The organism is Virgibacillus sp. Bac332, assembly GCF_003667785.1.
Taxonomy (GTDB): domain Bacteria; phylum Bacillota; class Bacilli; order Bacillales; family Amphibacillaceae; genus Virgibacillus; species Virgibacillus salarius.
This window is the reverse complement of sequence record NZ_CP033046.1, coordinates 437,319-451,970: the sequence shown is the minus strand read 5'-3', so window position 1 is coordinate 451,970 and position 14,652 is coordinate 437,319. Positions and strand designations below refer to the sequence as shown.

15 protein-coding genes are annotated in these 14,652 nt (G+C 38.1%); all 15 read left to right on the top strand.

Annotation, left to right across the window (positions count from 1 at the left end; translation table 11 throughout):
• Positions 1–12: 12 nt before the first annotated feature.
• Positions 13–1,257, top strand: a complete 1,245-nt coding sequence (gene glyA, locus D9782_RS02090) for a serine hydroxymethyltransferase (protein ID WP_026681784.1) — start codon at positions 13–15, stop codon at positions 1,255–1,257.
• Positions 1,258–1,423: 166 nt separating this feature from the next.
• Positions 1,424–2,053: a uracil phosphoribosyltransferase gene (upp, locus tag D9782_RS02085; protein WP_026681783.1), complete on the top strand. Its 630-nt coding sequence runs from the start codon at positions 1,424–1,426 to the stop codon at positions 2,051–2,053.
• A 26-nt stretch (positions 2,054–2,079) separates the two neighbouring features.
• Complete coding sequence (gene wecB / locus D9782_RS02080) at positions 2,080–3,195, top strand: non-hydrolyzing UDP-N-acetylglucosamine 2-epimerase (protein WP_026681782.1); 1,116 nt, start codon at positions 2,080–2,082, stop codon at positions 3,193–3,195.
• A gap of 246 nt (positions 3,196–3,441) precedes the next feature.
• Entirely contained in the window at positions 3,442–5,619 is a 2,178-nt protein-coding gene (locus tag D9782_RS23870; RefSeq protein WP_121603955.1) for a S8 family serine peptidase, read from the top strand.
• A 492-nt stretch (positions 5,620–6,111) separates the two neighbouring features.
• Positions 6,112–6,498 (top strand): ATP synthase subunit I, encoded by a 387-nt coding sequence (locus D9782_RS02070; protein WP_026681780.1) that lies wholly within the window; start codon positions 6,112–6,114, stop codon positions 6,496–6,498.
• Between the two features lie 5 nt (positions 6,499–6,503).
• Positions 6,504–7,226: a F0F1 ATP synthase subunit A gene (gene atpB / locus D9782_RS02065; RefSeq protein WP_026681779.1), complete on the top strand. Its 723-nt coding sequence runs from the start codon at positions 6,504–6,506 to the stop codon at positions 7,224–7,226.
• 80 nt (positions 7,227–7,306) lie between these two features.
• Entirely contained in the window at positions 7,307–7,513 is a 207-nt protein-coding gene (gene atpE, locus D9782_RS02060) for a F0F1 ATP synthase subunit C (RefSeq protein ID WP_019378207.1), read from the top strand.
• A gap of 118 nt (positions 7,514–7,631) precedes the next feature.
• Positions 7,632–8,159 (top strand): F0F1 ATP synthase subunit B, encoded by a 528-nt coding sequence (atpF, locus tag D9782_RS02055; protein WP_026681778.1) that lies wholly within the window; start codon positions 7,632–7,634, stop codon positions 8,157–8,159.
• On the top strand, positions 8,156–8,701 hold the full coding sequence (locus D9782_RS02050; protein ID WP_026681777.1) for a F0F1 ATP synthase subunit delta: 546 nt from the start codon (positions 8,156–8,158) through the stop codon (positions 8,699–8,701). Before atpF ends, D9782_RS02050 begins: the two co-directional genes overlap by 4 nt.
• A gap of 18 nt (positions 8,702–8,719) precedes the next feature.
• A complete protein-coding gene (atpA, locus tag D9782_RS02045) occupies positions 8,720–10,231 on the top strand; it encodes a F0F1 ATP synthase subunit alpha (protein ID WP_026681776.1) in 1,512 nt (503 codons plus the stop codon).
• Between the two features lie 57 nt (positions 10,232–10,288).
• Positions 10,289–11,149: an ATP synthase F1 subunit gamma gene (gene atpG, locus D9782_RS02040; protein ID WP_026681775.1), complete on the top strand. Its 861-nt coding sequence runs from the start codon at positions 10,289–10,291 to the stop codon at positions 11,147–11,149.
• A gap of 42 nt (positions 11,150–11,191) precedes the next feature.
• On the top strand, positions 11,192–12,604 hold the full coding sequence (gene atpD / locus D9782_RS02035; protein WP_026681774.1) for a F0F1 ATP synthase subunit beta: 1,413 nt from the start codon (positions 11,192–11,194) through the stop codon (positions 12,602–12,604).
• Between the two features lie 89 nt (positions 12,605–12,693).
• The gene (locus D9782_RS02030) at positions 12,694–13,089 is read left to right on the top strand and encodes a F0F1 ATP synthase subunit epsilon (RefSeq protein WP_026681773.1); all 396 of its coding nucleotides are present in this window, start codon (positions 12,694–12,696) and stop codon (positions 13,087–13,089) included.
• A gap of 505 nt (positions 13,090–13,594) precedes the next feature.
• Positions 13,595–13,825, top strand: coding sequence for a DUF1146 family protein (locus tag D9782_RS02025; protein WP_026681772.1), 231 nt, complete (start codon positions 13,595–13,597; stop codon positions 13,823–13,825).
• Between the two features lie 105 nt (positions 13,826–13,930).
• A complete protein-coding gene (locus tag D9782_RS02020) occupies positions 13,931–14,647 on the top strand; it encodes a YwmB family TATA-box binding protein (RefSeq protein ID WP_026681771.1) in 717 nt (238 codons plus the stop codon).
• Positions 14,648–14,652 lie beyond the last annotated feature (5 nt).

The following is a 14,652-nucleotide window of genomic DNA, read 5'->3' as shown; positions in this document are numbered from 1 at the left end:
GGAGGTTTTACAATGGAGCATGTGAAACAAATAGATATGGAGTTATTTGAAGCTATGGAAGCAGAGAAAAAACGCCAGCAGGATAAAATTGAACTGATTGCGTCAGAAAATTTCGTCTCAGAAGCAGTTATGGAAGCGATGGGTTCTGTGTTAACAAATAAATATGCAGAGGGTTATCCAGGAAAACGATATTATGGTGGATGCGAGCATGTTGACGTGGTAGAGAATCTAGCTCGTGATCGTGCAAAGCAGTTATTTGGAGCAGATCACGTAAATGTTCAACCTCATTCAGGTGCACAAGCGAACATGGCTGTCTACTTTACAATCTTAGAACCGGGAGATACGGTACTTGGAATGAACTTAAGTCATGGTGGACACTTAACACATGGAAGTCCAGTTAACTTTAGTGGTACGCTTTATAACTTTGTAGATTACGGTGTCGATCAAGAATCTGAACAACTTGACTATCATGCAGTATTAAAAAAAGCGGAAGAAGTTCAGCCGAAGTTAATTGTTGCGGGTGCCAGTGCGTATTCACGAGTTATCGACTTCGCAAAATTTAAAGAGATTGCCGATGCGGTAGGCGCTTATTTAATGGTTGATATGGCACATATTGCTGGACTAGTTGCTGCAGGACTTCATCCAAATCCTGTTCCATACGCTGATTTTGTAACTACAACAACACATAAAACATTGCGTGGTCCACGAGGCGGGATGATATTGTGTAAAGAAGCTTTTGCTAAAAAGATCGATAAAACAGTATTTCCAGGAATGCAGGGTGGCCCTTTAATGCATATTATTGCTGCAAAAGCAGTATCATTCAAAGAAGCATTATCCGATTCTTTTAAATCATACAGCAAGCATATTATTGAAAACGCAACTGTACTTGGAAAGGCATTACAGGAAGAAGGAATTCGTATTGTATCTGGAGGAACGGATAATCACCTTCTGCTTTTAGATGTTACGCCGCTTGGCTTAACAGGAAAGATTTCAGAGAAGGTTCTTGACGATATTGGTATAACTACCAATAAAAACACGATACCATTTGATCAAGAGAGTCCGTTTGTAACAAGTGGGATTCGAATTGGTACTGCTGCAGTTACTTCTCGAGGGTTTGGTAAAGAAGAAATGAAGGAGATTGCTGCTATAATTGCATTAACTTTGAAAAATCACGAAGATGAAACGACTTTGAAAACAGCAGAGCAACGTGTAAAAGCATTAACCGAAAAATTCCCATTATATGCTGTCTTTGCATAGATTTTACAGGGTGTCCTTATGGGCATCCTTTTTTCGAGGTAGACGTGAATAGCTAGGCTAATTTACCATTCATTTAATATGGAAATATTTTCGCTAAGCTTGAAAGCTTATCTATTTTTGAGTACAATTTTAAAGATGCAACTAATACAAAGGAGTGATCGGCAAAATGGGAAAGGTTTTCGTACTGGATCATCCGTTAATTCAGCATAAATTAACGTACATACGAGATAAAAACACTGGAACGAAAGAGTTTCGGGAATTGGTAGATGAAGTTTCCATGCTTATGGCTTTTGAAATTACCAGAAACCTGCCGCTGCAAGAACAAACGATAGAAACACCAGTGATGGAGGCAAAAGCCAACGTACTTGCTGGTAAAAAGATTGGACTTGTACCTATTCTTCGAGCTGGGTTAGGTATGGTTGATGGTATGTTAAAGCTTATCCCGGCAGCGAAAGTAGGTCATGTTGGATTATATCGTGATCCGCAGACACTAAAGCCAGTTGAATATTATGTTAAATTGCCTACGGATATTGAAGAACGTGAATTGATCGTGATTGATCCGATGCTAGCTACTGGTGGATCGGCAAACGATGCAATCCATTCCTTGAAAAAACGGGGGGCACAAAACATTCGGTTGATGTGTCTAATAGCTGCTCCAGAAGGAGTAGAGGTAATTAAGGAAGAGCACCCGGATGTAGATATTTACCTTGGAGCTTTAGATGAGAAGTTAGATGAAAAGGGTTATATAATCCCTGGGCTAGGTGACGCTGGAGACCGTTTGTTCGGAACAAAATAACAATATCCTGTTGGAGTGAATATAAAATGACTAAGCGGATAAAAGTAATGACGATTTTTGGTACAAGGCCAGAAGCGATTAAAATGGCACCTCTTGTACTTGAATTAAATAAGCGATCGGATGAATTTGAATCTATTGTTACTGTTACTGCTCAACATAGAGAAATGCTAGATCAGGTTCTGGAAATTTTTGATATTACACCAGATTATGACCTAAATATTATGAAGAAGCAGCAAACGTTAGCACAAATTACGACGCGGGCATTAGAGGGTTTGGATGAAGTAATGAAAGAAACGAAGCCTGATATTGTTCTTGTCCATGGAGATACTACAACTACTTTTGCAGCTTCACTTGCGGCATTTTACAATCAAATTGCTGTAGGTCACGTAGAAGCTGGTCTTAGAACTTGGAATAAATACTCTCCGTATCCTGAGGAAATGAATAGGCAGCTTACTGGCGTTATGGCAGATCTGCATTTTTCACCAACGGATAAATCCAAGCAGAATTTAATACAGGAAAACAAGTCTGAGAAGCATATAGCTGTGACAGGGAATACGGCTATAGATGCGTTGAAAACGACGGTAAATGCATCCTACAGTCATCCAATCCTTAATAAAATTGGAGACAAACGCCTTGTTTTAATGACTGCTCATCGGAGAGAAAATTTAGGTAATAATATGCAGCAAATGTTTCGAGCAATTAAGCGATTGGTTGAGACACATGACGATATTCAGGTCGTATACCCAGTGCATTTGAATCCGGTCGTTCAACAGACTGCGAATGAAATTTTAGGAAATGATGAAAGAATTCAACTAATTGAACCACTCGGAGTAGTCGATTTTCATAATTTTGCAGCTCGTTCTCATTTGATTTTGACTGATTCTGGTGGTGTTCAGGAAGAAGCACCTTCTTTAGGTGTGCCTGTCCTTGTGTTGCGAGATACAACGGAACGGCCAGAAGGAATAGATGCAGGTACATTAAAATTAGCAGGGACAGATGAAGAGACAATTTTTCAACTAGCTAATGAATTATTATCCGATCAAGACGCACATGATAAAATGGCAAAAGCTTCTAATCCTTATGGGGACGGAGAAGCTTCACGTCGAATAGCAGATGAAATAAAGAAATACTTTTCGAAATAAAAAATATCTAAAAAACATGATAAAGCCGAACGGATCCGAAGGCTGTTTTAGCGTTTCGGGATGATCGTTCGGCTGTTTTCTTTGACTCCCAACATCCTTTCCCACACCCTTTTTCCTCTAAAAAAGTAATTGATGATATGTGCCTAACAATTATTCAAACGTTTGTACAATATAGCATTAAATATGACAAGTGCATAGTTTTTGTCTTGTTTTCAAAAGCTAATGGCAGAAAGGAGTTTAATTATAATGCGTCCATTGCTTTTTGTTATTACCCTCTTAATGATAATGATCCCACTATCTTCATCCTTGGCTGCTGAGGATAGCTTAGACAAGCAGTCCATTATCGTAGAAGTTGAAGGAAGTCCTAGTGAACATCGAAATTATCTACAGGATCATTATCCCTTTATTGACGTCGTAGCTGTTTATACAAAATTATTTAATGGGCTCGCACTGCAAGGAACCCCACAAGAATTACAAAGAATGCAATCACTGGATTTTGTGAAAAATGTACATGCAGTAAAAACATATGAAACAACAAGATTCAAAAATTTAGGCGTTGATAGTGAAAATGCCGTTTTTCCATATGAATTAAATGATACAGGCTATACTGGAGAAGGTGTAAAAGTAGGTGTGATTGATACAGGAATTGACTATGAACATCCTGATTTACAAAAGAACTATCAAAGGGGATATGATCTGGTAGATTTGGATGATGATCCAATGGAAACGAAGTCTAAGCAGGGCATCCCTACCTTACATGGATCTCACGTATCTGGAATTATTGCTGCGAATGGGCAATTGAAAGGTGTAGCACCTGAGGCTGATATCTATGCGTACCGTGCCCTTGGTCCAGGTGGCAGTGGTACGTCGGTACAAGTTATTGCGGCAATGGAGCAGGCAGTGGAAGATGGTGTGGATGTCATGAATCTATCATTAGGAAATAGTGTGAATGGACCTGATTACCCAACAAGTGTGGCAGTAAACAAAGCTGCAGAACTCGGTATAGCTGTAGTGATAGCAAATGGTAATAACGGTCCAGCTAATTGGACTGTTGGATCACCAGCTACAGCAAATAAAGCATTGTCAGTTGGAGCTTCTAGTCCAGAACGAGAGATGCCATTCCTCTATGAAAGATGGGATGATAAACAGATTAGTCTATCCACTATGTCAGGGTCTGTACCATGGAATCTTGATACGTTTTATGAGATAGTAAATGCTGATACAACAGCAAATGTTAAAGGTAAAATTGCGTTGTTCACGCGTGATGACGTGCCTTTTTCACAAAAGGCACAAGCGGCTCAAGTAGCAGGAGCTAAAGCGGTAGTTATTCACAATAATGAAGAAGGTCATTTTCAGGGGATGATTCATACAGATAAGCAGCCAATTAACATACCAGTGGCATCGATTTCTCAAAGCGACGGGGAATGGCTAAAGAAAAAATTAGATGAAAAAGAGAAGCTTTCTTTAGAAACCAACTATAAAAAAATAGAAGAATCCATTGCAGACTTTAGTTCTAGAGGTCCTGTAACCGTTAATTGGAACATAAAACCTGATATTTTAGCTCCAGGTGCTTCAATAGTAAGCACTGTCCCAGGTGGTTATCAAGCATTGCAAGGAACAAGCATGGCTGCACCGCATGTGGCAGGCGCGATTGCCTTAGTAAAAGAAGCAAATCCAACTTGGTCAAATGCAAAAATCTATGGAGCCATAAAAACTACAGCAGCAAGATTGAAAAATGATGAGGAAGAGTCTATTGATCCTATTGTTCAGGGTATGGGTCTAATTCAACCAAAACAAGCTATAGAGGCGGAGACTATTTTATATGACCCACAATTAACGTTTGGTCAAATTGATGACTATAGTGAAAATAGAAAGCGAAAAACGATAATTGAAAACACCAGTAATAAAACGAAAACCTATCATTTTAAGATTCCATATAAACAAGCAGGATTGAGCTGGAAACTACCAAAATCTTTTACACTAAAACCGCATGAAAAAAAGCAAATAACAATTGAGTTAAGGGTAACATCTTCACAATTAAAAAAAGGTGTACATCAAGGTTGGATAACCCTTAATGAGCAAGGTAACACATATGAAATGCCTTATTTGTTTGTAAATAAATCTGCGGACAACCCTAAAGCAATGGGCTTTGAATTTTCATTAAAACCTTTTTCCGATGATGTATTTACGTATCGATTATATGTAACAGAACCGGCACAGCGCGTTGATATTGATCTTTACAATCCGGATACACTCGTTTATGAGCGTAGACTAATGACCAAGGAAGATATGAATACAGGAGTAAATGAAGGACAATTAAAGAAATCGGAAGCTGGTGAGTCAGGCCATTATTTAGCAATTGTTACAGTCCAATTAGCAGATGGATCATATGAGAGCCATCAAACGATGATAACAATACCTTAATAAGTATAAAGTAATCATTTGTTCACAGAAATGTCACGAATTAGCAAAGGAAAATCCACTATACTGATAATAGGATTTTCCTGGCTTTTGTTATACCTTAGTGGGTTTACAAACAGTTTCAAAAAAAACGTCAAATCCCTTGAATCATGTTGTAAATTTTGGCTAGTAAATTTAATGCAAAATATGCCTGAAACTAATTGACATTAAGGGGTTGCTCCTGTAAACTTGCTTAGTGTGGAATGGTAGGGGTTTCACAGCACTTAAGTACATTTCTCCTTATTTAATAGCCGTTACATAATATACGATGTAACCCAGCTGAAAGAACATAAGATTTTCCACACAGAAACTTCGAATCCAATGAATGTGAAAACAAAGAACAACGAGGAATACGCATAAGGAATAAACCACAGTTTAGGTTAGTTTCCGAATGTTTGAAAGAATAAGTACATGCTATTCAACTTCTGTTGATAAATGACGAGGGAAGAGGGAATTATGTCGCAATTTGAAAAAATGACTGCACGACAACGCAAGTGGATGTTCTACCTTCTCGCTATTTTTGTACTTGGGGCTGGATTCACACCATATCCTCGTATTTTCCTCGGGCTGCTTTTAGGGAGCATTGTAAGTTTTTATAACTTATATTTACTCCAAAAGAAAATTGTCGATTTTACTGATGCGGCAGCCAATAAAACACCAACTCGAGGTATCGGCACTGTATCAAGATTCGCTGCGGCTGCTTTAGCAATTATTATTGCACTTCGAATGGAGGAGAACTTTCACATCATTGCTGTATTAATTGGATTAATGACATCCTATCTCGTCATTATGATAGATTTTGCTCTTTATAACATTAAACATTCGAGCAAGAAAGAGGGGTGAATAACGTGGATCATACTGCACCGATTTACCATGACTTATTTGGTATTTCATGGCTTGATTTTAATTTATCTAATGTATTAATGATGTTCATTACATCACTTATTGTATTTGTATTGTGTGTTCTAGGTGCTAGGAAGCTACAAATGAAGCCATCAGGCGCACAAAATGTAATGGAATGGATCCTAGATTTTGTAAAAGGAATCATCAATGACACCATGGATTGGAAGACTGGGAAACTATTCCTCCCACTAGCATTAACACTGTTCACTTATATTTTAGTAGGAAACATGCTAGGGGTAATTACAAACGGTGTTGTTGGTCATGATGTATGGTGGAAGTCACCAACTGCTGATCCAGGAATAACACTAACGTTATCAGCAATGGTAATTGTTTTAACACATTTTTATGGTATTAAACTTCGCGGTGGAAAAGCATACTTAAAGAGTTATGTACAACCTCTATGGCCGCTATTTCCAATTAAAATCGTCGAAGAGTTCTCAAACACTCTTACATTAGGCTTACGTCTATTTGGTAACTTGTATGCAGGGGAAGTATTACTTTCTCTATTAGTAGGTTTAACTACTTCTTCCGTATTAGGATTTTTAGGTGGAGCTATTCCATTCTTGGCATGGCAAGGATTCAGTGTGTTTATTGGAGGAATTCAAGCCTTTATCTTCACGATGTTGGCAATGGTTTATATGTCACATAAAGTAAGTGAAGATCACTAATATCGTTAATTAGCCTGTCTTTATATTTGAGATAGGAAATTATTAAAAACTTATACAACATTTTGAGGAGGATTTATATTATGGGAGCTTTAGCAGCTGCAATAGCAGTAGGATTAGGTGCATTAGGTGCTGGTGTAGGTAACGGTTTAATCGTTAGTCGTACAGTTGAAGGGATTGCCCGTCAACCAGAATTAAAAGGTCAATTACAAACAACTATGTTTATTGGTGTAGGTTTAGTTGAGGCAATGCCGATTATTGCCGTAGTTATCGCATTAATGGTTATGTAGAAATAGAATGTATCTTTAATGGCGAAGACCATCTTTATAAAGTGCTTCGCCGTTGTTTGTAATGAGTAGGAAGTAGAAGATAGATGGTTCACGATAAGAAGTGAAAGGAGTGAATTCTGTGCAAGCATTCACGGATTATTCGATGATTTATGCAGCACTTGGTGGTTTCCATTACGGTGATATGTTAATGCAATTGTTTTTCTTTATTGTATTGCTTCTTTTAGTTCGTAAATTTGCTTGGGGTCCAGTTATGAACATGATGCAAAAGCGCGAGGACTATGTTGCAGGTGAAATTGAAGCAGCTGAAAAAAGTCGTGCCGAAGCAGAACAGGCTTCTAAAGAAGCAATGGAACAACTAAAGCAGACGAAGCAAGAAGCGCAAGCAATGATTGAAGAAGCACGGAATGCTGGAACTAGACAGCAAGAAGAAATTATCGCTGCTGCAAAAGCAGAAGCTGATCGCATGAAAGAATCAGCTCAGGTTGATATTCAGAATGAGAAGGAAAAGGCACTGCAAGCATTGCAGGATAAAGTTGCTTCCTTATCTGTACTTATCGCAAGTAAAGTAATTGAAAAAGAAATAAGTTCTCAGGATCAGGAGAAACTTATTAACGATTACATTAAAGAGGTAGGAGAAGAGCTATGAGTAATGCAGTAGTTGCAAAGCGATATGCAGAGGCTCTTTTTCAACTAGGAAATGAAAAAGCTACATTAGAACAGCTTTTAGATGAGCTTCGTGTGGTTAAAAAAGTAGTTGAAGATAATGAAGATCTTTATATATTCCTAAAGCATCCACGTATTACTAATGAGAAAAAGAAACAGTTCCTTGACGAAGTGTTTAACGGTCTTCAAATAGATGTTATCAATACGATGAAACTATTAGTAGAAAGACATCGCATTGAACTCACTTCATCCATTATTGATCATTTTATCCAGTTAGTAAATGATGCGAAAGGGATTGCAGATGCGACTGTTTATTCGGTTCGTAAATTAGCGGATGAAGAACGCCGTGAATTAGAAGATAGCTTTGCTAAACGATTTAATAAGAAGAAAATCATGCTTACAAACGTTGTAGATCCAACACTTATAGGTGGAATGAAAATTCGTTTAGGAAATACGATTTATGATGGCTCCGTTAGCGGCAAGCTAAAAAGAATCGAACGAAATATTGTAACTGCAAACAAATGAAGATAGGGGTGAAATGGTATGAGCATCAAAGCAGAAGAAATCAGTAATCTGATTAAGCAACAAATCGAAACTTTCGATTCAGATATTGAAGTAAGTGATGTCGGCACTGTTATCGAAATTGGTGACGGTATCGCACGTGCTCACGGTCTTGATAATACAATGGCTGGTGAGTTACTAGAATTCTCTAATGGTGTAATGGGATTAGCACAAAACCTTGAGGAAAGCAATGTTGGTATTGTAATTCTTGGCCCTTACACTGGTATTAAAGAAGGCGACGAAGTTCGTCGTACGGGACGTATTATGCAAGTACCTGTTGGAGAGGAATTAATCGGACGTGTTGTTAACCCGTTAGGTCAGCCATTAGATGGCAAAGGATCTATTGAAACGTCTAACACACGCCCAATCGAAGCCCAGGCACCAGGTGTAATGGATCGTAAATCGGTTGATGAACCATTACAAACAGGTATTAAAGCGATCGACGCTCTTGTACCAATCGGACGTGGGCAACGTGAATTAATTATTGGTGACCGCCAAACTGGTAAAACAACAGTTGCTGTTGATACTATTTTGAACCAATCTGACCAAGACATGATTTGTATCTATGTAGCAATCGGTCAAAAAGAATCAACTGTAAGAAGTACGGTAGAGACGTTCCGTCGTCACGGTGCATTAGACTATACAATTGTTGTATCAGCTAGTGCATCTGACCCAGCACCATTATTGTATCTTGCTCCTTATGCTGGTGTAGCAATGGGTGAAGAGTTTATGTATAACGGAAAGCACGTACTTGTTGTATACGATGATCTATCAAAACAAGCTGTAGCATATCGTGAGCTTTCATTACTATTGCGTCGCCCACCAGGACGTGAAGCATTCCCAGGGGATGTATTCTACATCCACTCGCGTCTTCTTGAACGGGCTGCTAAGTTAAGTGATGCAATGGGAGGCGGCTCATTAACTGCACTCCCATTTGTTGAAACACAAGCTGGTGACATCGCTGCCTATATTCCAACAAACGTAATTTCGATTACAGACGGACAGATATTCTTACAATCTGATTTATTCTTCTCTGGGGTTCGTCCGGCAATCAATGCTGGTTTATCTGTATCTCGTGTTGGTGGATCAGCACAAATTAAAGCAATGAAAAAAGTTGCTGGTACACTTCGCTTAGATTTAGCATCTTATCGTGAGTTAGAGGCATTCTCTCAATTTGGATCTGATCTTGATAAATCAACTCAAGCAAAATTGAATCGTGGTCAGCGTACAGTTGAGATTCTTAAACAAGGGCTTCATAAGCCAATGGTTGTTGAAAAACAGGTGATGAGTCTTTATGCATTAACAAGAGGATTCCTTGATGATATTCCAGTTGAAGACATTCTTCGTTTTGAAGAAGAGATGAACATTTGGATGGATAGCAACCGTAAAGAACTATTAGACTCTATTCGTGAAACTGGAAAACTTCCAGAAGAGTCTGATATGAACGATGCAATCGAAACATTCAAGAAAACATTCTTGCCTTCTGAAGGTTAGAACTTAGTATGAGATACAATACGCGTAACCTTTTACATGAAAGGGCGGTGAAATAGCTTGGCATCACTTAGAGATATTAAAGGTAGAATTGATTCTACGAAGAAGACAAGAAAGATCACTTCTGCTATGCAAATGGTATCTGCTTCTAAGATGGCAAAAGCAGAACAAAATACCAAGGCATTTGAACCTTATAGCCAAAAAATCCAGGAGGTCATGGCAAATATTGCTAACTCCTCGACAGATGCAACGCATCCAATGCTGGAGATGCGTGAGGTTAAGAAGAGCGGTTACCTTGTTATTACAGCAGATAAAGGTCTTGTAGGGGCATACAATAGTAATGTTTTAAAAAGCCTTTATAAAACGATTCAGGATCGCCATAAGTCAAAAGATGAATATACGATTATTGCAATTGGACGTATGGGTTATGAATTTTGTAAAAAAATGGATCTTCCTGTTGCTAAAAGTGTCGTAGGGATCGCAGATCAACCTGATTTTGCAGACATTAAAGCACTTGCTTCTGAAACGGTACAATTGTATGCCGATGAGGAAATTGATGAATTATATATGTTCTATAACCACTATGTTAGTGCAATCTCACAAAAAGTTACGACGACACAACTGTTGCCGATTACTAATCTGGGAGAACAGGCTAGCTCTAGTAGTGAATACGAATATGAACCAAATGCGCAGCAAATTCTCGATATACTTTTACCTCAATACGCAGAAAGTTTAATCTATGGTGCATTATTAGATGGTAAAGCGAGTGAACACGCGGCAAGTATGACGGCGATGAAGAGTGCAACGGATAATGCTGGCGAGCTTATTGATGACTTGACATTAACCTATAACCGCGTGCGTCAAGCTGCAATTACGCAGGAGATTACGGAAATCAGCGGAGGAGTAGCTGCTCTCGAGTAGCATTCCTTGCGTTTTCTGGAAAGTTAGTTAGGAGGGAAATCGATGAGCAAAGGACTTGTTACACAAGTTATGGGACCTGTCGTTGACGTTAAATTCGAAGACGGACAGCTTCCTGATATTTACAACGCTTTATCAGTCCAAGTGGTTACTGATCAAAAAACAGGCTCAACGACAGAGCTAGCATTAGAAGTAGCGCTGCACTTAGGTGATAATAGCGTTCGGACAATTGCTATGTCATCAACAGATGGTTTGAAGCGTGGAATAGAAGTTGAAGACAAAGGAAAGCCAATTTCTGTTCCTGTTGGTGATGTGACACTTGGAAGAGTATTTAATGTACTTGGTGAGAATATTGATTTAGATGAGCCATTATCTACAGAAGTACGTCGTGATCCAATTCACCGTCAAGCACCAGAATTTGAAGACCTGACTACGGAGACGGAAATATTAGAGACGGGTATCAAGGTCGTTGATTTATTAGCACCTTATGTTAAAGGTGGTAAGATTGGTTTGTTTGGCGGTGCTGGGGTTGGTAAGACCGTCTTAATCCAAGAATTAATTAATAATATCGCCCAAGAGCATGGTGGTATTTCCGTGTTCGCAGGTGTTGGTGAACGTACACGTGAAGGTAATGATCTTTATTATGAAATGAAGGACTCAGGTGTTATTGCTAAAACAGCGATGGTATTTGGTCAAATGAACGAACCACCAGGTGCTCGTATGCGCGTAGCATTATCCGGTCTAACAATGGCTGAGTACTTCCGTGATGAACAGGGACAAGACGTATTATTGTTCATCGATAACATTTTCCGTTTCACACAGGCTGGTTCAGAGGTATCTGCACTTCTTGGACGTATGCCATCAGCGGTTGGATACCAACCAACACTTGCTACAGAAATGGGACAATTACAAGAACGAATTACATCAACAAATAAAGGATCTGTTACTTCTATTCAGGCAATTTATGTGCCTGCCGATGACTATACAGACCCTGCACCAGCGACAACATTTGCTCATTTAGATGCAACAACAAACCTTGATCGTGGATTATCTGAGCAAGGTATTTATCCTGCGGTGGATCCTTTAGCATCTACATCACGTGCATTAGACCCTGAGGTCGTTGGAAACGATCATTATCAAGTAGCAGTAGAAGTACAACAAACACTACAGCGTTATCGTGAGCTACAGGATATCATCGCTATTCTTGGTATGGATGAATTGAGTGATGAGGATAAATTAGTTGTTGCTCGTGCTCGCCGTATTCAATTCTTCCTATCTCAAAACTTCCACGTTGCTGAGCAGTTCACAGGACAAAAGGGTTCATATGTACCTGTAGCAGAAACAGTGAAAGGATTTAGAGAAATTCTAGACGGTAAACATGATGACCTTCCGGAAGATGCTTTCCGTTTAGTTGGACGTATTGAAGAAGTAGTGGAAAAAGCAAAAGAAATGGAATAATAGAAGTTGGCTGAAGCTATGGAAAAGTATGTATATACTTGGTCAATCCAATACATTGATTGCTTCATGTCAACAGAGGAGGGGTTACATTGAAAACACTAACTGTGAGTGTTGTTACTCCTGACGGTCCAATACTGGAAGATAGTTTTGAAATGGTCAGCTGTAAAGCAGAGAGTGGAGAACTGGGGATTTTACCAGGGCACATCCCACTTGTAGCACCATTATCCATTAGTGCTGTCCGTTTAAAGCGTGAAAATAATATCGAACGATTAGCGGTTAATGGAGGTTTTATGGAGGTTAGACCAGACAAGGTGACGATTCTAGCACAATCTGCTGAAAAACCTACAGATATAGATATTCAACGTGCAGAAGCTGCAAAAGCTCGTGCAGAACAACGCCTGCAGTCGAAACAAGACAATGTTGACTTCCTGAGGGCAGAATTAGCACTCCAAAGAGCGATAAATCGACTAAAAGTCGCAAAGTAAGCAATGGTGTTTGTCCACCATAGCATAGCGTTACTCATGTGATCATAGGTCAGTAATATTCATTGGGCAATGTTAATAATCATTCTTAATAGTTGCTTATTACCTTAAAAACCTTTTATAACAAAAGTTATAAAAGGTTTTTTACTTCATGATATACCATAAAATCTGAATTCCCACTAAAAATTACATTAATTAACAATGTATACATTAAATACAAGAAAAAGTGAAACCCCAATCAATGGGTTTTTTACTGTGTAAAGTATGAATAGTTTGTCGATATTTCCCGGGAAATGGATAAAATGTAACTTCAATCAGCGAGCGATGTTTATCCCCCACTTATCCATATTGGTTTCACTTTATTGTTTGAAGCGGCGTCTTACTGTCAGTTATATGAGGAATAAAAGTAAGCGTTTGATAATCGCTCTCCTTCTATTTCTCTACATGATTGACTTTTTTTAGCATACATGGCAAAGTTAGAAAGAGTAATAAAATAAAGGTGGTACTTATGTTTTCGATTGGACAACAAGCAATAATTAGTATTCTATCGCATCTACTATTTATATATCTCACATGGCGGTTAATAACGGCAATCAACTTTGAACCTATTATTAAGAAAGGACGAGCAAAGGAAGCTCAAATCTTTATCTTATTTATAACGATCGTTATTGGCTCTGGAGTAAGTAGGTTCTTTTTAGAAATTCTCCAATGGTCTAGAGATTTAAATCACTTATTTTAATTAATATTTTATAAATCTAGTAAAATGTCATAATTTGTATCGTATGTATTGAGATCTCTCGGTTCATACTATGGGTAACTATAGTTGGACACGGGGGATTTTATTATGAAAAAGATATTTATATTATCTATTATGCTACTAATGATTACAAATAATGTTGCAGCGAAGCAATCATTTAATCAAAAAGAGCTTGTTGATTTAGCTAATTATATGATGAATAACAGTGCCAAGGTGGAAGATTGGCAAGTAACTTTAAAGGAAGCTATCACTAGAGAGGATAGTAAACATCTTGTACATGAGTTACAAACCAACTTTAAACCTAATTTTTCCGAGGACAAAAATAAGTTAAAATATTCCTTTAGTGACGCTCTATTACCAGAGGGGATTAACGTATTATATAATGTGGTGATTCCTAAGCAAAAGCAGTATAATGCAGAACTCATTATTGTTATTAAAGGAAAGAGCTGGAGTAAAGAAATTGAAAAAAACTATAGAAACGTATTAACTACTAGTTTAAATGCATATTTTACTGAAGCTGTAAAAAAATTTGCTTGTCTGACGACTAAGGGGAATGATATAATAAGTGGTGATTATTTTTTAGAAAACATGACAAATTATTTTCAAGTACAACAAGTAAAGACACAATTTGATAATGTGAAGAATTCAACGCATAAAAAAATAATTTATGGGTATACACCTCTATGGAATCAAAAAATTTCTGTAGATAATACATCTATGAACTTACAAATCGCAATCAAAGATACAGGATCGGACTATCCTACATATACGATAGGAACACCTATCCTAATAAATGAATATTAATATAA